Source organism: Aeromonas sp. MR7 (assembly GCF_963899385.1).
Lineage (GTDB): Bacteria > Pseudomonadota > Gammaproteobacteria > Enterobacterales > Aeromonadaceae > Aeromonas > Aeromonas bestiarum.
The window spans coordinates 1-22069 of record NZ_CAWQXH010000016.1 but is presented as its reverse complement, the minus strand read 5'-3'; the positions used below and the strand labels follow the sequence as shown (position 1 = coordinate 22069).

Sequence of the window (22069 nt, the reverse complement as noted above, 5' to 3'; positions counted from 1 at the left end):
TTGAGGGTCCTAAAGGGCCGTTGGAGACCACAACGTTGATAGGTGGGGTGTGTAAGCGCGGCGACGTGTTGAGCTAACCCATACTAATTACCCGTGAGGCTTAACCATACAACACCCAAGAAGTGTTCTGGGCCTTGTAGCAAGTACGAGACTACTTACCTAATTCAGTGATAGCGACCAGGCAATAGCCAATCAGTCGTTAGTCACGTCAGCTTTCTAGATTAAGATTTTGCCTGGCGGCCATAGCGCCGTGGAACCACCTGATCCCATGCCGAACTCAGAAGTGAAACGCGGTAGCGCCGATGGTAGTGTGGCATTCGCCATGCGAGAGTAGGACACTGCCAGGCACCCAACATTGAAAGCCCGCTCATCTGAGCGGGCTTTTTTATTGCCTGACATTCAAGCGGCCAGGCTGTAATGGCCAAGAGATGCTTTCCTTCTGCCCCTCCATTATTCGTTTATTTTTCCCCGCTCTATTCCGGATGGCTGTGCCATCCAGCGTGATATATCCCCGTCCATGTCGTTTGCTGGCGCTAACGAAGGCTGGGATGTGGGTTCTGCTCAATATCCTCTCAACCTTGGGTTCCAACTCGGACTAATGTGCACCAGGCTTTTCTGCTATTCCCTTCGTTGATAATCACTATTGCTGCGATGGGGGATGACAAGAGACGCGGGATCCATAGACTGTCTCTTTCACGAGCAAGGAGCCGTGTATGTTGGGGATCCACGATCTGGCGTTGTTTATCGTATCTGGTTTGCTGTTGAACATGATGCCCGGGCCGGATTCCCTGCTCATCATGCTGCGCAGCGGCTCTCAGGGTTGGCGGGCGGGTTCAGTGGCGGCGCTGGGGATTGGGACGGGCACCATGGTGCATGTGCTGGCGGCTGCACTGGGGTTGTCGGCTGTGCTGAGCGCTTCGGCCGAGCTGTTCGCCGTCATCAAGTTGATGGGGGCGCTCTATCTGGTCTACCTGGGGCTTTCCATGTTCTGGCAAGGCACCAAGGCTTCTTCCGCCACCAATGCAGCTGTGGCGTTGCCTGTGCTCTCTTATGGCCGGATCTATCGGCAGGGGTTGCTGACCAATGTGCTCAACCCCAAGGTTGCGCTCTTCTTCCTCGCCTTCGTGCCCCAGTTCATCGCCCCCGATGCGCCGCAGAAGGCGCTGGCCTTCATCCTGTTGGGCTGCATCTTCAATTTCAACGGCATGATCTGGTGCCACCTGCTGGCGCTCTTTACCGCCTATGCAAGTCGCAAGGTGCGTTTGTCGACCCGGCTGGGAGCTTGGCTCAACCGCTTGATGGGGGGGCTGTTCGTGGGGCTGGGTATCAAGCTGGCCACGGAGTGAGACCTTGCCATTAGAGACAACCGGGCATAGAAAAAGGCGTATCCCATCGCTGGAATACGCCTTCGTCTGCACTGCTGCAGGTCTGATCGAGATCAGTTCATGCCGTAGCGCTTGAGTTTCTTGCGCAGGGTGCCACGGTTGATGCCCATCATCACAGCGGCGCGGGTTTGGTTACCGCGGGTGTATTGCATGATCACGTCCAGCATGGGAGCTTCGACTTCGGAGAGGACCATATCGTACAGATCAATCACTTCCTGACCGTTCAACTGGGCCAGGTAGTTACGCAGGGCCTGTTGCACAGAGTCACGCAGGGGGCGCTGGGTCGGCTCGGCAGCGTGATTGTGAGTAGTTGTTACCAATGCATCAGAAGTCAGGGTTTGTTCGAACATATTCGGTCGGCTCTTTAGTTATGCGTTAACCTAATCCATCGAAATACGCTTCGAGTGCCTCTAGTTGTGCGTCTGCACAATCCAGGGCATTGAAGTGCTTACGGAATTCTCGGCCCGTCTCTTCTTCATCCAGATACCAGCCCACGTGTTTACGGGCAATGCGCGCTCCCAGATATGCACCATAAAACTGGTGCAGGTTGGTTACATGCTCGTTCATCAGGGTGCGAACCTCTTCCCTTTCAGGAGGCGGCAGCTTGGTACCCGTTTCAAGAAAATGACGGATTTCCCGGAAAATCCAGGGTCGTCCTTGCGCTGCACGGCCGATCATCACGGCATCAACGCCGGTATAGTCGAGGACATACCGGGCCTTCTCCGGGCTGTCTATGTCGCCATTGGCGACAACAGGAATCGATACGGCCTGCTTAATCGCCTTAATCGTGTCGTACTCAGCGTGACCCCGGTAGAGGCAGGCACGGGTACGACCATGCACGGCGAGGGCCGCGATACCGCAATCTTCGGCGATTCGGGCGATCTCCTCGCCATTGCGGTTATCCGGATCCCATCCTGTGCGGATCTTCAAGGTAACAGGCACCTTGACTGCATCCACCACGGCCCGGCAGATGGTTCTGACCAGATCGGGATGACGCAGCAGGGCGGAACCTGCCAACTTCTTGTTCACTTTTTTTGCTGGACAACCCATGTTGATGTCGACGATCTGAGCGCCCTGCTCCACGTTGTAGCGGGCGGCAAACGCCATCATCTCGGGGTCGGCTCCGGCAATCTGGACCGATCGCAAGCCGCCTTCTGCAGAGTGATCCATTCTCATCCTGGTTTTCTGGGTATCCCAGACATCCGGGTTGGCCAGCAGCATCTCGGAAACGGCCATGCCAGCGCCCAATCGCAAACAAAGTTCACGAAATGGTCGGTCTGTTACACCGGCCATGGGAGCCACAATCAAGGGAGTTTCAAGCGTGTGGGGACCTATCTGCATTCCACGGTTACCATCGGCTTAGGGCGGCGTATATTACGCATTTTTTAGTCAGGAGAAAAGGTTAGTATTTGAGCGTCAGCCATTTTTTTCTGAAAAAAACGTCGAGCCAAGGCTTGCAAATTCAGGAGTGCTTGAAAATCAGGCATATTGTCGGGGTGAGTTTACGGGGTCAAATGAGCGAGGGACTCGATGATTTGCCTGTCCCCATCCGGTTGGGGTTTGCGCTATGATAGCGAGCTTGAATCGAGCAAAGGCTCCAAACAATTTTATTACAAACAGATTGGGGATGTATGACGTCAAGGTTCATCAAATCTCTCTACCCGTGTCTGCTGAGTGCCGTGCTGGGCTCTGCCCAGGCACAGACCGTCAGCTTCGGCGAGGCCTGGAGCCGGGTCATCCAGCAAGATGACGGGCTGGCGGCGGAACAGGCCGGTGTGGATCGGGCGCAACAGTTGCGTGAGGCGGCCAAGGCCATGTATCTGCCCGACATCAGTCTGGGGGCGGATTATGCGCGCATTTCCAAGCCGGATCTGATGGGGCTGGACGACAAGCTGGAAAACTCTCCCGCATTGGGCGCCATTCTGGGGCAGATGGGGATCGACTCCAAATGGCTGGCCTCGTCGCTGACCGAGCAAAATCGCGTCACCAGTTCGGTCAGAATGCTCTGGCCCCTGTTTGTCGGGGGGCGGATCGATGCGATGCAGGATATTCGGTCCGCACAGGTGGATGAAGCCAAGGAGTTGCTGGCCATCAAGCAGCAAGCCAGCTTCGAGAGCCTGTCCCAGACCTATTTCGGCGTGGTGTTGGCAGCGCAGGTGGTGCAGACCAAGCAGGAGATAGAGCAGGGGCTGGCCCGCCATCTGGATCATGCCAGGAAGCTGGAAGCTCAGGGCCAGATCGCCAAGGTCGAGCGGCTGTCGGCCCAGTCTGCCTATGACAGGGCGCGCATCGATACCCAGAAGTCCCGCCGCAGCCTGGAGATAGCCGAGCTGGCGCTGGATCGCATGATCAAGCTCAAGGGAGCCGAACCGGCTACCCAGCTGTTCATCAATGACGACGTGCCCCCCTTGGCGGCTTTCGTCGAGGAGACGCTGACGGTGCACCCGGGGCTCAAGATGCTGATTGCCAAGCGTGAGCAGGCGAAGGCGATGATCCGGGCCGAGAAGGGCAAATATGCACCGGAGCTCTTCATGTTCGGCAACTACAACCTCTACGAACGAGATACCCTGGCCGCGAAGATCACCCCTGACTGGGTGGTCGGGGTCGGCGTCAGCATGCCGCTGGTGAGCCGCGATGGCCGCTCCGAGACGGTACAAGCGGCCAAGAGCGCCGAGCTGCAGGTCAATCTGCTGCAGGCCAAGACCCGCGAGGATCTGGAGTTGCTGGTCGAGAAGACCTGGCGCGAGGCGGCGCAGGGGTTGGAAGAGTACCAGTCTCTCTCCTCCACTCAGGCGCTGGCCGAGGAGAACGTGCTGCTGCGGGACAAGGCATTCGGGCAGGGGCTCTCCACCTCGCTGGATGTGGTGGATGCCCAGAACCAGCTGGCCGGGGTCAAGACCCAGCGTGCCGCTGCCGCCTATCAATATGTGATCTCGCTGGCGCGCCTGTTGGCACTCTCCGGTCAGATGAACAGTTTCAATCAATATCAGCATGGTCAGGCGATCGAGGTGAATTCATGATCGCGGCCCTGTCTGTCCCGTTTTCCATGTCTGTTTCGACCGCCAAGGGTCGCCCGTTTGTCGAGGTGAATGCATGAGTCATCCCCCCATCAAGAAGAAGATGAGCCAGGCCAAGCCGTTGCTGCTGCCACTGGCGCTGGTCCTGCTGGTGATCTGGCTGGGCTGGCGTTTCTGGCTCGCCTATCAGCCCGAGCCGGTACGCCTGCAGGGCCAGGTTGAGGCGCAGCAGTATTCGGTCTCCTCCAAGGTGGCGGGCCGCATCGACGAGGTGCTGGTGAAGAAGGGTGACCAGCTGGCCCGGGATCAGCTGGTGTTCACCCTGGCCAGTCCCGAGATCGAGGCCAAGCTGAGCCAGGCCAAGGCGGGTCAGGCTGCGGCCGGGGCCATGGCCGAGGAAGCAGAGAAGGGCGCGCGTGCCCAGCAGATCGCGGGTGCCAAGGATCAGTGGCAAAAGGCCAAGGCGGCAGCCCTGCTGCGGGCCAAGACCTATGAGCGCATCGCCAGCCTGCACCGGGATGGCGTGATGCCGTTGCAGAAACGGGATGAGGCCTGGACTGCCTGGCAGGCAGCCAAGTACAGCGAAGGCATGGCCTGGCAGCAATACCAGATGACCCTGGAAGGGGCGCGGGAAGAGACCAAGGTGGCGGCGCGCGAGCAGGCCAACATGGCGGCGGGTTCGGTGGCGGAAGTGGAGGCCTATCTGGCCGATACCCGCATCGCCAGCCCGCACGCGGGGGAGGTGTCCCAGGTGCTGCTGCGCAGCGGTGAGCTGGCGCCACAGGGCTTCCCTGTGGTGACCCTGCTCGACATGCAGGATGCCTGGGCCCAGTTCCATGTGCGCGAAGATCTGCTGCCCCGCTTCGCGCTGGGCACTGAGTTCGATGCCACCATTCCGGGCCTGGGTGAGCAGACGGTGCGTTTCAAGGTGACCCACGTGGCCGTGATGGGGGATTTTGCCACCTGGCGTGCCACGGATACTCGTCAGGGTTTCGACATGAAGAGCTTCCAGGTGGAGGCGCGTCCCTTGCAACCGGTTGACGGTCTGCGAGTCGGCATGAGTGTGCTGGTCGAACTCTGATGAGACGCGAATGGCGGCTGTTGTGGCAGGATCCGTTCGGTCGTGCCCTGATGAGCTGGGTTCCCTTGTTGTTGATGGGGACTCTCTGCTGGATCTTCTCGGCCGGGCTGGCCCGGGATCTCAACGTTGGTCTGGTGGATCTGGATCAGAGCGTCCTCTCCCGTCAGCTGGCGTTCTCGCTGGACGGTTCCGCCGGTCTGCGCCTTGCCGGCCAGTTCGACTCCATCGACGAGGGGGCACGCGCCCTGCGCGGGGGGGACATCTATGCCCTGGTGGTGATCCCTCACCATCTGGAGCGGGATGCCCGTCAGGGTACCCAGCCCAAGGTGACTGTGTTCAACAACAGCCAGTTCATCCTGATCGCCAAGCTGGTCAACTCGGCCTTGTCCCAGGTGGTGGGGACCCTCAACGGCCAGGTGGGCGTACTGGCCGCCATGGCCGATGGCAAGGTCATGTCCGGCGCCCTGGGGCAATCCGTGCCCATCAGCAATCAGGTGACTGCGCTCTACAACATCAACTCCAGCTATGCCCAGTTCCTGCTGAGTGCCCTGTTGCCGGCGGTGTGGCAGATCCTGGTGGTGCTCTATGGGATCAACGCCCTGGCCCGTACCGATCGGCTGGGGCTGGACTGGACCAGCCAAGGGGTCTGGTTCGGCCTCTGGCGCACTTTGCTGCCCCATGTGCTGATTGGGTGGGCCTGGGGTCTGGCGTGGAGCCTGATGCTGTTCAAGGCGTTTGGCTATCCGATGCAGGGCAGCTGGCTGGTGCTGACACTGGGACTGGGGCTGGCTTCGGCCGCCTGCGTCAGCATGGGGGCCTTCTTCTACGGCGTCATCCGGGATCCGGCCCGCGCCCTGTCGCTGGCGGGCGCCTATACGGCCCCAGGCTTTGCCTTCATGGGCGTGACCTTTCCGGTCAGTGCCATGGGGGACTTCGCCCAGTTCTGGCGCAGCCTGCTGCCCATCTCCCACTATGTGGAGCTGCAGATAGGGCAGACCAACTACGGCCAGCCGTTCGCTGCGGCCCTGCCCCAGTTCGGCGCCTTGCTGCTGTTCCTGCTGCCCTTGTTGCTGGTTGTTCGTCGTTACCAGCAGCAGGCCGAGCTGGCGCGCCAAGCTGCCGATAAGGAGCCTGCCTCATGCTAGGTTTTTGGGGTTTGATACGGCTCGAACCGTGCTCTGCTGCCGGGCAGTGGAAGGAGTGGATGTCATGCTAGGTTTTTGGGATCTGCTGCGCCTCGAGCTGCGTACCCTGCTGGCCGATCGGGCCATCATGCTGACCCTGTTTGGTGGTGTCTTCTTCTACTCCTTCCTCTACCCGCAGCCCTACCTGCAGCAACTGCCCAGGGAAGAGCCTGTGGTGGTGGTCAATGAGGATGGCAGTCAGCTCTCCCGTCAGTTGGAGTTCATGGCCGATGCCACCCCGCAGGTGAAACTGGTGGCACGGGCCAACAGCCTGGAAGAGGCGCGCCAGCTGCTGATAGCAGGGCAGGGGAACGGCATACTGCACATTCCCCGTCACTTCTACCGGGATCTGATGCAGGGCAGGAGCGTCACCCTGAGCTATGCCGGCGATGCCTCCTACTTCCTGGTCTACGGCACCATAGCCGAGGGGCTGGCCCTGGCGGGTGGTAGCCTGTCGGCCCAGATCAAGGTCACGCGTCTGCTCAGTCAGGGCGAAGCGCTGCCGCAGGCGGCCATGGGCTGGAACTCGGTCGGGCTCAATGTACTGCCGGTGTTCAATCCCACCATGGGCTATGTGAACTACGTGGTGCCCGCCGTGTTCGTGCTGATCCTGCATCAGGTGCTGCTGATGGGCACCGGGATCCTGGGGGCAACCCAGAATCAGCGCAGCGGTCGCGGGGAGTCTGGCTATTGGCAGAGCGCCCCCGTGCTTGCCCTGCTGCTGGCCAGAACCCTGGTGGTGGGCGGGCTGTTCGTGCTGCCGGTGACCTACTTCTTCGGCTTCTGTTTCGATCACTACAACATAGTGCGCACCGCTGAACCGGCCGAACTGTGGCTGTTTACCCTGCCGTTCCTGCTGGCAACCACCTGGCTTGGCATAGTGCTGGGGGCTCTGTTTATCCGCCGGGATCTGCCGACCCAGGTGGTATTGCTCTCCTCCATGCCGCTGGTCTTCCTGGCAGGCTTCATCTGGCCGCTGGAGCTGATCCCGACCCCCCTCAACTGGCTGGCCCAGTGGGTGCCGAGCACCCCGGCCATCGAGGGCTTCTTGCGCCTCAACCAGATGGGGGCCGAGTTTGCCCAGGTTGCCGGTTACTGGTGGCAGTTGTGGGGGCTGGCACTGCTTTACGGCGCTCTGGCTTGTCTGCTGCTGCGCTGGCGCCAGCGGTCGCTTGTGGACGAGGCTGCCGCGTCGGGCGGGGTGGCTGCGGAGACGGCAACTGAGCCTGGCCCCTCTGCCAGCTAGACGACATCAGACAGTAAAACGGTCAGCCCTGGGGCTGACCGTTTTGTTATCCGGATTGCTCACCCCCGGCTGAGGGTGGGATCGCCTATGGCGTAGATCTGCCCCACTGCCCGCTCATCGTTCAGCAGCTGCAACCCATGGCCCGCCACATCGGCACGGCGCACCAGGCCGTGCACCTCGCTCCCCTGGCTCAACACGGCCAGCCCTGTGGCCTCGCCATCCTGCAAGCCGGCCGGGCGAACTATGGTCCAGGTCAGCGCGCTGGTCTGCAGCCAGCTCTCCGCCAGACTCTTCAAGCGTACCTCGTGACCGAAGGCGGCCCGCGCCCGCTCGGGCAGGTATTGCCAGCTGTCGCCGCAACCCAGCGAGGTGACCAGCAGCAGGCGTTTGAGCCCGGCCAGCTCCATCTGATCGATCACCTGGCGGTTGCCTTGATAATCGACGGGGGCCGGCTGGCGGAAGCTGCCGAGGGTCGAGATCACCCAGGCCTCGTCACCTGCGAGTGAGCAAGCCTGCGCGACGGCCTGATGGTCGAGGGCGTCTCCCTCAACCACCTCGACTCCCAATGCGCGCAGCTCGGCGGCCATCTCAGGGTTACGGACCAGGGCCACGACCCTGTGGCCCTGGCGCAGGGCGTGTTCGGTGAAGGCTCGGCCCAGCCCGCGGCTGGCTCCGAAGATGAGTGTGGTTGGCATTGTGCTGCTCCCTGTGATGAAAGGGGTAGCCTAGAGGGTTGGCGCAGCGCTGTAAATGAGAGTTGTTTTTATTTGAAGGGGTGAGCAGGGGAAATGCGGCGAGCCGCGGGCGGGTGGCCCGGGCTCGCACAGGATCAGCCGTTGTAGTGGCCTATGTTGGGACGACGGCTGGGGCCGCTCAGGTGGATATCCACCGGATTGAACGCCTTGATCGCCTCGAAGCTGAAGTCGCCGATGGCCTGATGCAGGCTCTGCGGGCTGTGGTTGGTGATGATGATGACGCTTTTCGACAGGTTGCGCCGGCGGCGCAGCAGGTGGCCGAGGAAGCTGGACTGGCTCTCCGCCATCTTGGCGCGGTTGGCCGACACCTCGTCGATGATCAGCAGGTCGACCTCTTCCAGTGCACGGCGGTACTGGTTGCGCTCCTCCTGATCCTGGATCACGTTGAAGAATAGGCGGTCCACTATGGAGGCCCACTGCTGGAAGATCACCGATTTCTGGTGACGTTCGATCAGCTCGTGGGCCACGGCGCCCGCCAGGGTGGACTTGCCGGTGCCGTAGTCGCCATAGATCAGCATGCAGCCGCCGCCGCTCTTCTCCCAGTGCTCGAAGCCGCTGATGAAGTAGCGAGCCGTCTCCATGGGGTATTGCAGCGCCGGATCGGTGGCATCCATCTTCTCGAATACCCAATCCGGGTTGAGGTCGGCCTGGGCGATCAGCTTCTGGATCCGCTCCTGGCGAGCCGCCTTCTGCAGCTCGCGCACCTCGGCGTTGGCCTTGGCGTCGTACTCCTTGCGCAGGGTCTCGTAGTCGTACTGGCTGCCACCTGTCTGGGCCTGCAGACGGCGAATGCGTTCAAGCAGGCCGCCCACGTGCTGGCTCAGTTCGGTGTCGTGCACCCTGTGGTCCTGTTTGGCCTTGGCGATTCTTTTGCGCTTGGCTTCGATCTCTTCCAGCTCCTGGCGCAGGGGATCTTGCGGGTCGGTCATGGAATGCTCCTTCTGCTGGGTCAGGGATGGGGGGACAAGGCACTGATTTTGCCTGCAGGCGGGGGCCGCTATCAATCATTATCCGGTTCCTGCTGCGGCGCCTGTTCCTGGGTCTGCACTTGGGCCAGCCGTTTGGCCTCTTCTATCATCTGCTGCGCCCGCTTGCTCGGGCCTGAGTCTGCCGGGGCTGACGTGACCTGCTGGTAACCTTTCGCCTCCATCGGCTGGCGACGGACGTAGCGACGGGTCTTGAGGGCACGAATGAACTTGAGCATCCACTGATGCTGGGAGTCGAACACCTCAGGGCGGCCCAGCCAGTAGGCGATGAACTCGCCGAGATCCTCTTCGCTGTAGCTGGCATCTATCACCCCGCACAGGCGGGCGAGGGCCGGCAGCTCTGCATCCGGGCGCCATTGCAGGTGCATCTGGAACGGGCGCTCCGGCAGCGGGCTGCGCACCCGCTGGGTCAGTAGTGGCAGCTGGAACGGACACTGATGGTAGTGCTCACTGTCGGCCTGCGCCTCGACCTGCAGCAGCCCGGCCTCCATCAGCTCGTCGAACAGCTCGGTCAGCTGGCGGGCGTTGACCTGAAAACAGAAACCGCTGGGATCGCCGGGATCGACCACCGCCAAGGCTCGCCCAAGTTCGGGATAGTTGAGCCGGGACAGCTGATTTTCCTGCACCAGTCTGCGCAGCTGCAGGGTATAGAGGCTGCGAGCCGGATGGGACAATCTGGGATGGGCGAGGGCGCTGTATTCGGCTGGTGTCATGGTGCTCTTCACGATCTGGAGTGGAGGGTATTATCCCCCATGGCGGGGTCTCATACAATTGTGCCGCTCGGGCAGGGGCTGACAGGCCTGTTTGTGGGGCGGGAATGAGGCTTGGTTCCACCCTGGTGGCAATAGCGAGTGTGAAATGAGCCGGGCATGCGTACTGGCATGGCGCCTTTTTTCGGGTTGCTGGCTGGCCAAAAGGCCAGCATTCTCGCCGGGGTCATTGCGCGGTGCGGGTGGCATTACCCGCTCTTTTTCAAACAGTTGGCTGCCAGGATAGCCATATGGCATGCCCGCCATTACGATTATGCAATCATCTGATTGGTCAAGCCCGCCCCTTATGGTCTAGGCTTAATACTCAAATAACTAATTGACTAATAAGAGCTTTGTCAAGATGTCAAAAGCCGGACTACGGATCTTGGTGGTGGAAGATGAAGCGGTTTTTCGCCACTCGCTGGTAACTTATCTCGAGCATGACGGGGCGTGCGTGTTTCAGGCCGAGGACGGGATTGAAGGCCTCTCTGCCGCCGCGCTCTACCACCCCGATATAGTGCTGTGCGACCTGAACATGCCCAACATGGATGGGCATGAGGTCATCGCCTGCCTGTCTGCCCGCTATCCCCATATCCCCGTCATCGTCATCTCCGGGCAGAGCAAGATGGAGGCGGTTGAGCGGGCGTTGCGCGCCGGTGCCTGCGATTTTCTGATCAAGCCGGTTTCGGACTTCGGTCAGGTGCGCCGCAGCATAGATCAGTGTCTGGCGGCCAACTATGGTCACGGGCAGCAACTGGAGTTGATGGATCACATCGACTTCTTTCGCGATCACGACAAGGCGGCCACCCGTCTGCTGGCCTGGTTGAGGCCACCCGGCTTGCAGGAGTGGGGCCCCTGGCAGGTGACGTTCGAGGGGATGGGCAACCTGTTCATTCCGGACACCTTCAAGCTGGACGACAAGCTGCTGGTGCTGGTGATGGAGCTGCCGGTCCTCGGGGTGGATGCCGCCTTCTGCGGCGCCCTGGTGCGTTCCCTGATGAATGCTCCCTATCGCCAGTTTCAGCACAAGGAGAGCCTGCTGCTGACCCAGCCGCACCGGCTGCTCGACTACCTCAACCTGCAGCTCATCGAATCCGGCCTGCGCCACTCCTTCGCCATGGCCGCCCTGCTGTTCGATCAGGAAGATGGTCTGGTGTTTGCCAATGCCGGGCTCACCTCACCGCACTGGTTGATGCGCTCCGGCGGCCTGCCGCTCGGCTTGCTGCGCAGCAGCCACTATGCGCTGCACAAGCGCAGCTGGCATGAGCCGTTTGACCTGCAGTTTCGCAGCGACAGCGGCAGCGCCCTCCATGTGCAGGTACGCCACCACTGAGGCAGATCCGCCGCAGACAGAAACAAACAGGGCGCCCATCGGGCACCCTGTTTGTTCATCACAATCCGAACCGGTCAGACGGTGGCAGACTGCAGTTTCTTGTCGTGCTCTTCCGGCTCTTTGGCCGGACCTTCGGCACCGTGCATCCAGTAGACCAGGCGGTTGGCCATGGTCAGCAGGATCAGGGCGCTGATCACGGCGGCGATGGCGATGCCGCCAAAGATGGCGATGGCACCGGACTCGCCGACGAAGGAACCGACGAAGCCGGCGATGTAGTTGGCCAGGGCAACGAAGCCGAACCAGGCACCCATCATCAGGGAGGCCAGACGCAGCGGAGCCAGCTTGGTCACCATGGAGAGACCGATCGGAGAGAGGCAGAGCTCACCCAGGGTGTGGAACAGATAGGCACCGACCAGCCAGAACATGGAGGTCTTGACGGCCTGATCGCCACCTTGCTCCAGCACGGCACCGATCATGAACAGGAAGCCCACGGCCAGGAACAGCAGACCCATGGCGAACTTCACCGGGGAGTTCGGCTCTTTGCTGCCGAGCTTGATCCAGATGGCCGCGACTATGGGGGCGAGCGTGATGATGAAGAAGGGGTTCAGGGACTGGAACCAGGCGGTCGGCACTTCGAAGCTGCCGATCATGCGGTCGGTATATTCCTGCGCGTACAGGTTCATCAGACCACCGGCCTGCTCGAAGCCAGCCCAGAAGATGATGGTGAACAGACCCAGTACCAGGATGACCTTGATGCGATCCACTTCCTGCTTGGTCAGCGGCGCCTTCTGTTCCTTGGAACGTTGTTCGGCGGCGCGCTGAGCGGCCGGTACACGACCTATGTCACCCAGGAAACGCTGGGCCATGGTGGCCTGCACTACTAGGGAGAGCAGCATGCCGATACCGGCGCTGACGAAGGCAGCTTGCCAGCCGTAGGCAGTCGCGGCGGCGCCACAGATCACACCGGCCAGCAGGGAGCCCAGGTTGATGCCCATGTAGAAGATGGTGAAGGCACCGTCACGACGGTGGTCACCTTCCTTGTACAGGTCACCCACCATGGTGGAGATGTTCGGTTTGAACAGACCGTTACCCAGGATCAACAGGGCCAGGCCCGCGTAGAAGACGTTGTTGACCATCTCCGGGAACATGGCGTGCGGCAGGGCCAGGGTGAATTGACCCGCGGCCATGAAGATGGCCCCGATCAGGATCGCACGGCGTTGGCCGAGGAAGGTATCCGCCAGCCAGCCACCTATGATGGGGGTGATGTAGACCAGACCGGTATAGATGCCGTACAGCTTGAGGGCGTCGGCCTGAGTCCAGCCCATGCCGCCGTTGGCAGTCATGTCAGTCAGATAGAGGACAAGCACGGCACGCATGCCGTAATAGGAGAATCTCTCCCACAGTTCGGTACTAAAGAGCAAAAAAAGCCCTTTAGGGTGACCTAAAAAGGTCCCTTTGGACGGATTATTCATTGGAACTTCCACCTGTGTCTTATATTTTTTTAGGAATTTTATGCAAGGGCTAGGAACAAGCCTTAATCCTTATAGAACAAGCGTGATTAAATTACAATATTATGATTTAGCGATATTTTATCTATCAATGGTTGAATATTTGTTTATAAAATGAAAAAGGGCATCGAATGATGCCCAGTATATAATTCTATTAACAGGTTAAATATTCAGCTATTACAACTGTTTGACGAACTGTTTCAGCCACGCAATGAATTCACCGTTCAGTTCCGGGTGGCGCACGGCATATTCCACGTTGGCTTTCATATAACCCATCTTGCTGCCGCAGTCGTGACTGCGGCCCTTCATGAAGTAGGCGTTGACCTGCTCCTGCTCCATCAGCATGGCGATGGCGTCGGTCAGCTGGATCTCGTCGCCGGCACCGGCCGGCGTCTTCTCCAGCAGCGGCCAGATGTTGGAGGAGAGCACGTAACGGCCGACGACTGCCAGGTTGGAAGGCGCTTCGTCACGGGGCGGCTTCTCGACGATGGCCTGCATCGGCAGGGACATGCCTTCGCTCAGGGCCTCGCCCTTGATGTCGGCGATGCCGTATTTGTCCACTTCGCTCTCGGGGACGGCTTCCACCATGATCTGGCTGATGTGATCCTCTTCGAACATGTGCACCATCTCGGCCAGGTTGTCCTGCTTGAGGTTGCTGGCCACTTCATCGATCAGCACGTCAGGCAGCAGGACCGCAAACGGGTTGTCGCCGATCAGCGGGCGGGCACAGAGCACGGCATGACCCAGGCCTTTGGCTTCGCCCTGACGGATGTGCATTATGGTGACGTCTTTGGGGCAGATGTGCTGTACCTCTTCCAGCAACTGCCGCTTGACCCGTTTTTCCAGGGTCGCTTCCAGCTCGAAGCTCTTGTCGAAGTGGTTCTCGATGGAGTTCTTGCTCGAGTGCGTCACCAGGATGATCTCCTTGATGCCGGCGGCGATGGCTTCGCGCACCACATACTGGATCAGCGGCTTGTCGACCACCGGCAGCATCTCTTTCGGGATGGCCTTGGTGGCAGGCAGCATACGGGTGCCCAAACCGGCGACAGGAAGAACGGCCTTGCGTACAACGAGCGGTGTCTTTTTCATGGAGAGAGTCCAGAGATACAAAGTGGGCTCATGATACCCGAAGAAAAATAGGGCAGCCACAGGCTGCCCTCATGATGGGGAGGTCCAAAGCGGTTACTTGACGATGATCATGTCCCGATTTGCTTCCAGGGTTGCCGGCCCTATGCCGCTGACATCGGCCAGTTGTTCGACCGTGGTGAACTTGCCCTGCTTCTCGCGAAAGTCGACGATGGCCTGGGCCTTCTTCTCGCCGATCCCCTTGAGGGCAGTTAACTCATTGATATTCGCCGTATTCAGGTTCACCTTGCCGCTCTCCTTCGCGGTGGTGACTGTGGTGGCTGGCTTGGCAGCCGGCTTGTCGGCGGCCAGCAGAGGCTGGCTCAACAGGGGCAGGCAGCTCAGCAGCAGGGTGGCGGTCAGGGTCTTGTAGTTCATGGCTTCACGTCCTTGTGTTGTGTGGAATAGCTATTGAGAATTAGCCGAGTTACGCCACTTTTTGTCTGTCATTTATGACACTTTATAAGTCAGAGCAAACGGCTATAAGCCTCCCTCATTCAAAATGGGTACACTGTGCTAACCGTTTGACCAGGATGTCTTTTCTATGTTTTTTCCCGCAATCTCCGAGCTGGAGCCCATAGCTCGTGCCGCCGGTGACACCATCATGGCCATCTACAGTCAGCCCTTTACGGTGGAGTACAAGGGTGACGAGAGCCCGCTGACCGCAGCCGACAAGGGGGCGCACGAGGTGATAGTGCAGGCGCTGACAGGGCTCACCCCCGATATTCCTGTGCTGTCGGAGGAGTCCGGTCCCGAGGTGATGGGGTTGCGCCATGGCTGGTCACGCTACTGGCTGGTGGATCCGCTCGACGGCACCAAGGAGTTTGTCTCCCGCAACGGCGAGTTCACCGTCAATATCGCGCTGATCGAGGATGGTAAGCCGCTGTGGGGTCTGGTCTATGCCCCCGTGCTGGACCGGCTCTGGTATGGCGGCAAGGAGGTCGGGGCCTGGCGTGTGGCCGATGGCAAGCGTGAAGCCATCCAGACCTTGCCTCATCAGGAAGGGGCGCCCTGGCGGGTGGTGGGCAGCCGCAATCACCTGTCCCAGGCTACCCTGGATTACCTGGCGCGCTTTGGTGACATAGCGCGGGGCGAGATTGAGCTGGTCTCCATGGGCAGCTCTCTCAAGTTTTGCATCATTGCCGAAGGGGACGCCGAGCTCTATCCGCGCCTCGCCCCCACCTGCGAGTGGGATACCGCTGCGGCGCAGGCGGTGCTGGAAGGAGCCGGAGGCAGCGTGACCCAGCTCGATGGGTCACCCCTGGTCTACAACAAGCCGGACATCCTCAACCCCTGGTTTGTGGCACAGGCCTGATCTGCGTCTCTTGTAGTGCGAATCCCAATAAAAAGGCCGGACATTGTCCGGCCTTCTGCATTCTTGGAGCCTGCCCAGTCTGTGGCTGACTCAGAACACTTTCTTGAACGGCTTGATGGTCACCCTGGCGTAGACACCGGCCGCCACATAGGGGTCGGCATCGGCCCAGGCTTTGGCATCGGCCTGACTGGCAAACTCGGCGATGACTGTGCTGCCGGTGAAGCCCGCATCGGCGGGATCGTCGGCATCGATGGCCGGGTTGGGACCGGCGGTCAGCAGCCGGCCTTCATCCTGCAAGGCCTGCAGCCTGGCCAGATGAGCTGGGCGCACCTGCTTGCGCAGCGGCAGACTGTTGGGAACATCTTCGGCGTAGATGAGATACCACATGAGAGGATCCTTTTCTGATGGCGGTTATTTTTTCAGTTCGCCTTTCTGCTCGGCGGGCAGGTGGCGGTAGAGATAGACACCGCTCAGCAGGGTAAACACCAGCGTCATGCCAAGCAAGCCGAACACCTTGAAGTTGACCCACATCTCCTGCGGCAGGTTGAAGGCCACGTAGAGGTTGAGCAGGCCACAGGCGGTAAAGAAGCCGACCCAGGCCAGATTGACTCTATCCCAGATGGCATCCGGCGCCTGCAGCTCCTTACCCAGCATCTGCTTGATCAGGTTCTTGCCAAAGCCGTAGCGGCTGATGAGCAGGCCCAGTGCGAACAGCACGTTGATCACTGTGACTTTCCACTTGATGAAGGTGTCGTCGTGGAAGAAGACGGTGAGGCCGCCGAAGAAACCGACCAGCAGGAAGGTAAACAGCTGCATCTTCTCGACCTTGCGATAACGCACCCAGCTGTAGATGAGCTGCAGACCGGTCACCACCACCAGGGCGCCGGTGGCCGTGTAGATGTCGTAGAACTTGTAGACCGCAAAGAAAACGATAAGTGGAATAAATTCAATAAATTGCTTCATGTCTGGCTCATAGCCCTCAAAAAAGACCGCAAAATTTTGTCCAGTCTACCTGCAAGGTAGACAACGGCAAATGAATAAGACCGCCCATTTGGCGTCCAGTTCCCTGTCGCCTGCCTAGCCGAACAGCCGGCGGGAAATCTGGTCACCCAACCGCTTTTGGTCCGCCAGCAGCTCGCGAATATGCCGCTCTTCGATGAGCGGATTGAGCAGCACGGCGCGCAGCAGGGTGAGCGGCTGGGCGCCATAGCGCCCCACCGCCCGCTGGGTGCGGGAGACAAAGCTGTGCCCCTCGGCCCGCTGGGCTTTCTGCAATGCGACGTTGAATGCGTTGATCTGGTCGTTGGCCGCCTCGTCCGGCGCCTTGCCCTGCAGATGAGGGGGAATGCAGCGGTAGGAGAGCAGGTTCATCACAGGGGCCGACATCAGTTCGAAGGCGAGGTCGGCATTGATGAACGCGGCCATCAGGCGGGCTCTGTCGTAGTTGGCCTCGATAAGCCGGGCGTAGCCCTGCTGACCAAACAGCTGGAAGGCCGCATCCAGATAGAGTGCATTGGCGGGGCGGGTGCCCTCCAGGGTGAAGCGGCCCTGATCAAAGGAGCTGGCACGGATGGCGTAGGGTGCCTCCCGCTTGACCGTCATCATGAGATCCGGCTGGCGGCAGAGCAGCATGCCGGTACCGAGCGGCACCAGCAGTTGCTTGTGACCATCCAGGGTTACGGTATCGGCCAGTTCAATCCCTGCAAGCAGCCCCTGATAGCGGGGCGAAAACAGGGTCGGGCCGCCCCAGGCGGCGTCCACGTGGAAGTGGATCTGCTCGCGGGCCGCGATGGCCGCCAGCTCGGGCAGGGGATCGATGGAGCCAAAATCGGTACTGCCGGCCACCCCGACCAGCGCCAGCACCTTGAGCTTCTGCTCCTTGCACTGGATGAGTGCCTGCTCCAGCGCCACCATGTCGAGCCGGTTCTGCTCGTCGGTCGCGAGGCGCCAGACGCTGTGCGCGCCCAGCCCCAGCAGATCCATCCCCTTGTCGAAGGAGTAGTGCATCAGGCGCGAGCCCAGGATCACGGCGCCGCGATAGCCCTGCTCATAGAGGGCGAACAGGTTGTCGCCACAGGCACGGTTGCGCGCCAGCCAGAGGGCGGTGACGTTGGCTATGGTGCCGCCGCTGGTCATGACGCCGAGGGCGGCATCCTTGGCATGCATCTGCTCGTCATAGAAGGCGTCGTCGGCGCGATAGATGAGGCGGTGCAGTTTGGCCAGCACCTCCCGCTCCAGAAAGCTGAGCAGACGGGAGGATTCCATCTTCATCGGATTCTGGTTGAGCATCACCAGCAGGCGCGACAGCTCGGCGGTAAAGGCCGGCAGTGGCGCCGTCATGTGGCCCATGTAGCGTGGCGAGGTGAGATGGGAAGCGCCGGGCACCAAGCTGGCCAGCCGGGCCAGGTAGTCATCCATGGAGATGCCGATGGCCGGCATGCAGGATTGATCGAGCTGGTGGGTGAAGTGGTCGCGCTGGTAGGGGGCCTGACTGTCATCCGAGTGGTGGAAGGTCTCCAGCAGGGCCGTCACGGCCTGGCCGAAGGCCGGATCCGGTAGTGCAAACAGTTCAGTCAACTTCATCAGGTTCTCCAGACCGGGTTGCCAGGGAGTCACTGTGTGGTGAGCAGCCGTGGCGGCAGCAGCTAGGTGGGCATCGGCCGCAGAGCATACACCAAAGGCAAACGGGTGACAGCCATGAGCGCTGGCCAAATCAGATGCCATCCTCTTTAAGCTAACGCTTGTACTCTGAAATGGCGGCGGCTAGAGTGAGCCCAGTTTGGGCAGGAGTATGCAATGAGCAGTGTGACGGATTATTCTCCCCGCGAGGAGTTGGCCAATCGCCTCAGCCACGGTTTGGGGCTGGTGTTCGGGATCCTGGGGTTGATCCTGTTGTTGAACAAGGGCTGGGAGCAGGGCACCCAGGCGCTCATCAGCTACAGCCTCTATGGCGGTAGCCTGGTGCTGCTCTATCTCGCCTCGACCCTGTATCACAGCATGGCGGAAGGGGCCGCGAGGCGCTGGTGCAAGGTATTTGATCACTGCGCCATCTATCTGCTGATCGCCGGTACCTATACCCCCTTCCTGCTGGTGGCGCTCGATACCCCGCTGGCCCAGGGGCTGATGGTGGTGATCTGGGGGCTGGCTCTGGCGGGGGTGGTGTTCAAGCTGCTCTTCATCAACCGCTTCAAGAAGCTGTCGCTGTTTACCTATCTGATGCTGGGCTGGTTGTCGCTGGTGGTCATCTATCAGCTTTACATCCATCTGGAGGGGGAAGGCTTGCTGCTGCTCGGGCTCGGTGGTCTCATCTACAGCCTGGGGGTCATCTTCTATGTGGCCAAGCGTATCCCCTATAACCACGCCATCTGGCATCTGTTTGTACTGGGCGGCAGTGTTTGTCACTTTATGGCCATTTATGGTTATGTCGCCTGACTAGCCCTTAATTGGTATTTATTGCCGCTCAAAAGGATAAATTCGTGCGGTATCACACAGTTGGCGTCGGCGTTTGCTGACAAGCTAGGGACAGTTCAATTCGCAAAGGATGCACGAAATGAGTGATATCGCGCTTTCCATCAGCATGTTGTCGCTGGTGGCAGTGCTGGGGCTCTGGCTGGGAAACTGGCGAGTCTATGGCGTTGGCTTGGGGATCGGAGGTGTGCTGTTCGGTGGCATCATAGTGGGCCACTTCGCCGGCCTCTCGGGTCTCGCATTGGATGAACAGACCCTGCACTTCATTCAGGAGTTCGGGCTGATCCTGTTTGTCTACACCATAGGCATCCAGGTCGGTCCCGGCTTCTTCTCCTCCCTGCGCAGTTCCGGCCTCAAGCTGAACGGTTTCGCCGCTCTGCTGGTGTTGCTTGGCTGCGCGGTCGCGGCGGCGCTGCATCAACTGTTTGACGTGCCGCTGCCGGTGATCCTGGGGGTCTTCTCCGGCGCCGTGACCAACACGCCTTCCCTCGGTGCGGGTCAGCAGATCCTGGCCGAACTGGGAGCCGTGCCCGGTTCGACCGGCTTGATGGGCATGGGCTATGCCGTCGCCTATCCGTTCGGCATCTGTGGCATCCTGCTCACCATGTGGCTCATTCGCATGTTTTTTCGCATCAAGATCGACGAAGAAGCAGCCCAGTTCGAGCAACAGGCCGGCAAGACCAAGGAGAGCCTGCAGACCATCAACATAGCGGTGCGCAACCCCAACATGCACGGCCTGATGCTGGGGGAGATCCCGAGCCTGGACGAAGCCGATGTCATCTGTTCCCGCCTCAAGCGTGGCGAGGAGCTGATGGTGCCGCGGCCGGACTCGCGCATCGAACTCGGCGACCTGTTGCACCTGGTGGGTGAGCGGCACGCGCTGCACAAGGTGTTGCTGGTGCTGGGGGAGGAGGTGGAGACCTCGCTTTCGACCCGCGGCACAGATCTGCGGGTGGAGCGGGTGGTGGTGACCAACGAGCAGGTGCTCGGCAAGAAGATCCGCGATCTCGACATCAAGCAGAAATACGATGTGGTCATCTCGCGCCTCAACCGGGCCGGTATCGAGCTGGTGCCGACCAGCCAGACCAGCCTGCAGTTTGGTGACATCCTCAACCTGGTGGGTCGACTCGACGCCATAGAGGCGGTGACCAATGTAGTGGGCAACGTGCAGCAGAAGCTGCAGCAGGTGCAGATGTTGCCGGTGTTCATCGGCATAGGTCTCGGCGTGTTGCTCGGCTCCATCCCCTTCTATCTGCCGGGGTTCCCGGCGGCACTCAAACTGGGTCTGGCGGGCGGCCCCCTGGTGGTGGCGCTGATCCTGTCGCGGATCGGCAGCATCGGCAAGCTCTACTGGTTCATGCCGCCGAGCGCCAACCTGGCGCTGCGGGAGATCGGCATAGTGCTGTTTCTGGCCGTGGTGGGCTTCAAGTCAGGTGCCGGTTTCATCGACACCCTGATCAACGGCGATGGCCCGGCCTGGATGATGTACGGCATGGCGATCACCCTGATCCCGCTGCTGGTGGTCGGTGTGCTGGCCCGTCTGTATGGCAAGATGAACTATCTCACCCTGTGCGGATTGCTGGCCGGTTCCATGACGGATCCTCCCGCCCTGGCGTTTGCCAACGGCATGCATCCCACCAGTGGCGCCAGCGCCTTGTCGTATGCCACCGTCTACCCCCTGGTGATGTTCCTGCGGATCATCTCCCCCCAGTTGCTCGCCATCCTGTTGTGGGCGGGTGCCTGATCATGACCCGGACGGGAGCACAGCGATGTGCTCCCGTCATCAAAATGCAACACATTGATCATCTTGATTTTATTAATTCCTTCCCCCGTCATTGACCCTTCTGTTTAACCGGCCGATCCAGCTTCAAATCAGTCTATCCATTCGAATTTTCTAACTGGTTTCTGGCGCCGTTCACGGGCACATTAGACGGTGGAATATTGCATGCCAATAGAGATTCAGGAGAGAACATGAGCAGCCACAATATCGCATTGGATCAGGACGTCGTCGTTACCCAGTTGAAAGGCAAAATCTATTTGGTCGCTGCAGATGGCAGCCAGAAGCCACTTGCTGAAGGCGATGTCCTGCCCAAGGATGCGGTGCTGATCACTCCTGAAGGCGCCAGCTTCAACGGCGGCAACCAGACTTTCACCCTGAGCCCGACCAACGAGCAGCAGGCTGAGGATGAAACGTCTCAGGCGCCCTTGCTGGCCCTGAATCAGGATGTGCCTGCCGGCAATCCCGATGACATAGAGGCCCTGCAACAGGCCATTCTGGGTGGCACCGATCCGACCAAGGCATTTGAAGCGGCGGCGGCCGGCGGTGCTCCTGCCGCAGGCGGTGGCAATATTGGCGGCGTGGCGGGCGCCAGCGGCAACGGTGGTTTCGTCACCATAGATCGCATCGGCGATGCCACCATAGCGACGGCGGGCTTTGATACCGCCACCCAGGCCGACACGGGTGTGATTGGCGATGCGTTCACGGGCGAGGAAGATCAGCTGATCGACCTAGTGCCACCGGTGATCACAGTCTCCGCCCCTGACAATACCAACGACACTACCCCGACCCTGACGGGTACTACTGATGCCCCCGCAGGCAGCACTGTGACCCTGCTGGTCACGGATGCCAATGGCAATCAACAGACCCTGACCACGACCGTCAATCCGGATGGCACCTTCAGCGTGGATGTCACCACACCGCTGGCGGACGGCTCCTATACGGTCACCGCCAATGTCACCGATCCTGCCGGCAACACAGCCACAGCCACCGATGATGGCAGCGTGGACATTGACGATCCGGTCGATGCGGTGAACGACAGCTACGAGGTCAACGAGGATGGCTCGGTGACCCTGACCCTGCTGGCCAACGACAAGGCACCGGATGGCGGGCTGGCTATCCAGTCCATCAACGGCGTGG

Annotated in this window: 21 protein-coding genes and 2 rRNA genes; 12 read left to right on the top strand and 11 right to left on the bottom strand. The window is 60.4% G+C overall.

Features of this window, described 5'->3' with window-relative positions:
* From AACW87_RS11720 to AACW87_RS11710, 3 genes are all read left to right on the top strand, one after another.
* Positions 1–108: ribosomal RNA gene (locus AACW87_RS11720) — 23S ribosomal RNA — on the top strand; the annotation flags it as partial.
* Between the two features lie 124 nt (positions 109–232).
* A 5S ribosomal RNA gene (rrf, locus tag AACW87_RS11715) occupies positions 233–347 on the top strand.
* Between the two features lie 366 nt (positions 348–713).
* A complete protein-coding gene (locus tag AACW87_RS11710; RefSeq protein ID WP_241326809.1) occupies positions 714–1346 on the top strand; it encodes a LysE family translocator in 633 nt (210 codons plus the stop codon).
* Between the two features lie 92 nt (positions 1347–1438).
* Here the strand turns inward: AACW87_RS11710 and fis are convergent, their stop codons facing one another.
* Positions 1439–1735 (bottom strand): DNA-binding transcriptional regulator Fis, encoded by a 297-nt coding sequence (gene fis / locus AACW87_RS11705; protein ID WP_005309538.1) that lies wholly within the window; start codon positions 1733–1735, stop codon positions 1439–1441.
* 25 nt (positions 1736–1760) lie between these two features.
* Positions 1761–2726 carry a tRNA dihydrouridine synthase DusB gene (dusB, locus tag AACW87_RS11700; RefSeq protein WP_043135312.1) on the bottom strand — a complete coding sequence of 322 codons (966 nt, stop codon included), beginning with the start codon at positions 2724–2726 and terminating at the stop codon, positions 1761–1763.
* A 290-nt stretch (positions 2727–3016) separates the two neighbouring features.
* On the opposite strand from dusB, the gene AACW87_RS11695 reads away from it, so the two are divergent.
* The 4 genes from AACW87_RS11695 (at position 3017) to AACW87_RS11680 (ending at position 7913) form a co-directional block, all read left to right on the top strand.
* Positions 3017–4405: a TolC family protein gene (locus AACW87_RS11695; RefSeq protein ID WP_241326808.1), complete on the top strand. Its 1389-nt coding sequence runs from the start codon at positions 3017–3019 to the stop codon at positions 4403–4405.
* 73 nt (positions 4406–4478) lie between these two features.
* Positions 4479–5483 carry an HlyD family secretion protein gene (locus AACW87_RS11690; RefSeq protein ID WP_084213951.1) on the top strand — a complete coding sequence of 335 codons (1005 nt, stop codon included), beginning with the start codon at positions 4479–4481 and terminating at the stop codon, positions 5481–5483.
* Positions 5483–6628, top strand: coding sequence for an ABC transporter permease (locus AACW87_RS11685; protein WP_042866156.1), 1146 nt, complete (start codon positions 5483–5485; stop codon positions 6626–6628). The genes AACW87_RS11690 and AACW87_RS11685 overlap by 1 nt, the downstream gene beginning before the upstream one ends.
* 64 nt (positions 6629–6692) lie before the next feature.
* Positions 6693–7913, top strand: coding sequence for an ABC transporter permease (locus AACW87_RS11680; protein WP_241326807.1), 1221 nt, complete (start codon positions 6693–6695; stop codon positions 7911–7913).
* Positions 7914–7972: 59 nt separating this feature from the next.
* On the opposite strand, the gene AACW87_RS11675 is transcribed toward AACW87_RS11680, so the two are convergent.
* The 3 genes from AACW87_RS11675 to AACW87_RS11665 all read right to left on the bottom strand — a co-directional run bounded on the left by AACW87_RS11675 (position 7973) and on the right by AACW87_RS11665 (position 10367).
* Positions 7973–8608, bottom strand: a complete 636-nt coding sequence (locus AACW87_RS11675) for an SDR family oxidoreductase (protein WP_241326806.1) — start codon at positions 8606–8608, stop codon at positions 7973–7975.
* Between the two features lie 134 nt (positions 8609–8742).
* On the bottom strand, positions 8743–9597 hold the full coding sequence (locus tag AACW87_RS11670; RefSeq protein WP_042866153.1) for a DnaA ATPase domain-containing protein: 855 nt from the start codon (positions 9595–9597) through the stop codon (positions 8743–8745).
* A gap of 71 nt (positions 9598–9668) precedes the next feature.
* Positions 9669–10367 carry a DnaT-like ssDNA-binding domain-containing protein gene (locus tag AACW87_RS11665; protein ID WP_241326805.1) on the bottom strand — a complete coding sequence of 233 codons (699 nt, stop codon included), beginning with the start codon at positions 10365–10367 and terminating at the stop codon, positions 9669–9671.
* Between the two features lie 397 nt (positions 10368–10764).
* Between AACW87_RS11665 and AACW87_RS11660 the strand changes: the two genes are divergently transcribed.
* Positions 10765–11736 carry a response regulator gene (locus tag AACW87_RS11660; RefSeq protein WP_043554002.1) on the top strand — a complete coding sequence of 324 codons (972 nt, stop codon included), beginning with the start codon at positions 10765–10767 and terminating at the stop codon, positions 11734–11736.
* A gap of 74 nt (positions 11737–11810) precedes the next feature.
* Here the strand turns inward: AACW87_RS11660 and AACW87_RS11655 are convergent, their stop codons facing one another.
* The 3 genes from AACW87_RS11655 to AACW87_RS11645 form a co-directional block, all read right to left on the bottom strand.
* Positions 11811–13208 carry a peptide MFS transporter gene (locus AACW87_RS11655; RefSeq protein WP_042866150.1) on the bottom strand — a complete coding sequence of 466 codons (1398 nt, stop codon included), beginning with the start codon at positions 13206–13208 and terminating at the stop codon, positions 11811–11813.
* A 213-nt stretch (positions 13209–13421) separates the two neighbouring features.
* Positions 13422–14333: a UTP--glucose-1-phosphate uridylyltransferase GalU gene (gene galU, locus AACW87_RS11650; protein ID WP_241326804.1), complete on the bottom strand. Its 912-nt coding sequence runs from the start codon at positions 14331–14333 to the stop codon at positions 13422–13424.
* Between the two features lie 93 nt (positions 14334–14426).
* Entirely contained in the window at positions 14427–14747 is a 321-nt protein-coding gene (locus AACW87_RS11645) for a ComEA family DNA-binding protein (RefSeq protein WP_042866149.1), read from the bottom strand.
* Between the two features lie 166 nt (positions 14748–14913).
* On the opposite strand from AACW87_RS11645, the gene cysQ reads away from it, so the two are divergent.
* Positions 14914–15684 carry a 3'(2'),5'-bisphosphate nucleotidase CysQ gene (gene cysQ / locus AACW87_RS11640; RefSeq protein WP_241326803.1) on the top strand — a complete coding sequence of 257 codons (771 nt, stop codon included), beginning with the start codon at positions 14914–14916 and terminating at the stop codon, positions 15682–15684.
* Positions 15685–15774: 90 nt separating this feature from the next.
* On the opposite strand, the gene AACW87_RS11635 is transcribed toward cysQ, so the two are convergent.
* The 3 genes from AACW87_RS11635 to AACW87_RS11625 all read right to left on the bottom strand — a co-directional run bounded on the left by AACW87_RS11635 (position 15775) and on the right by AACW87_RS11625 (position 18267).
* Positions 15775–16071 carry a YciI family protein gene (locus AACW87_RS11635; protein ID WP_043135321.1) on the bottom strand — a complete coding sequence of 99 codons (297 nt, stop codon included), beginning with the start codon at positions 16069–16071 and terminating at the stop codon, positions 15775–15777.
* 24 nt (positions 16072–16095) lie between these two features.
* Positions 16096–16647 (bottom strand): septation protein A, encoded by a 552-nt coding sequence (locus AACW87_RS11630; RefSeq protein ID WP_042866146.1) that lies wholly within the window; start codon positions 16645–16647, stop codon positions 16096–16098.
* A 114-nt stretch (positions 16648–16761) separates the two neighbouring features.
* Positions 16762–18267: a pyridoxal-dependent decarboxylase gene (locus AACW87_RS11625; protein ID WP_241326802.1), complete on the bottom strand. Its 1506-nt coding sequence runs from the start codon at positions 18265–18267 to the stop codon at positions 16762–16764.
* Positions 18268–18480: 213 nt separating this feature from the next.
* Here AACW87_RS11625 and trhA point away from each other — a divergent pair, with 213 nt between their 5' ends.
* The 3 genes from trhA to AACW87_RS11610 form a co-directional block, all read left to right on the top strand.
* Positions 18481–19116 (top strand): PAQR family membrane homeostasis protein TrhA, encoded by a 636-nt coding sequence (gene trhA / locus AACW87_RS11620; RefSeq protein ID WP_043135324.1) that lies wholly within the window; start codon positions 18481–18483, stop codon positions 19114–19116.
* Positions 19117–19234: 118 nt separating this feature from the next.
* A complete protein-coding gene (locus AACW87_RS11615) occupies positions 19235–20896 on the top strand; it encodes a putative transporter (RefSeq protein WP_098982529.1) in 1662 nt (553 codons plus the stop codon).
* Between the two features lie 227 nt (positions 20897–21123).
* Positions 21124–22069 (top strand): retention module-containing protein (locus tag AACW87_RS11610; protein WP_241326801.1); only part of this gene is annotated, 946 nt, incomplete at its 3' end.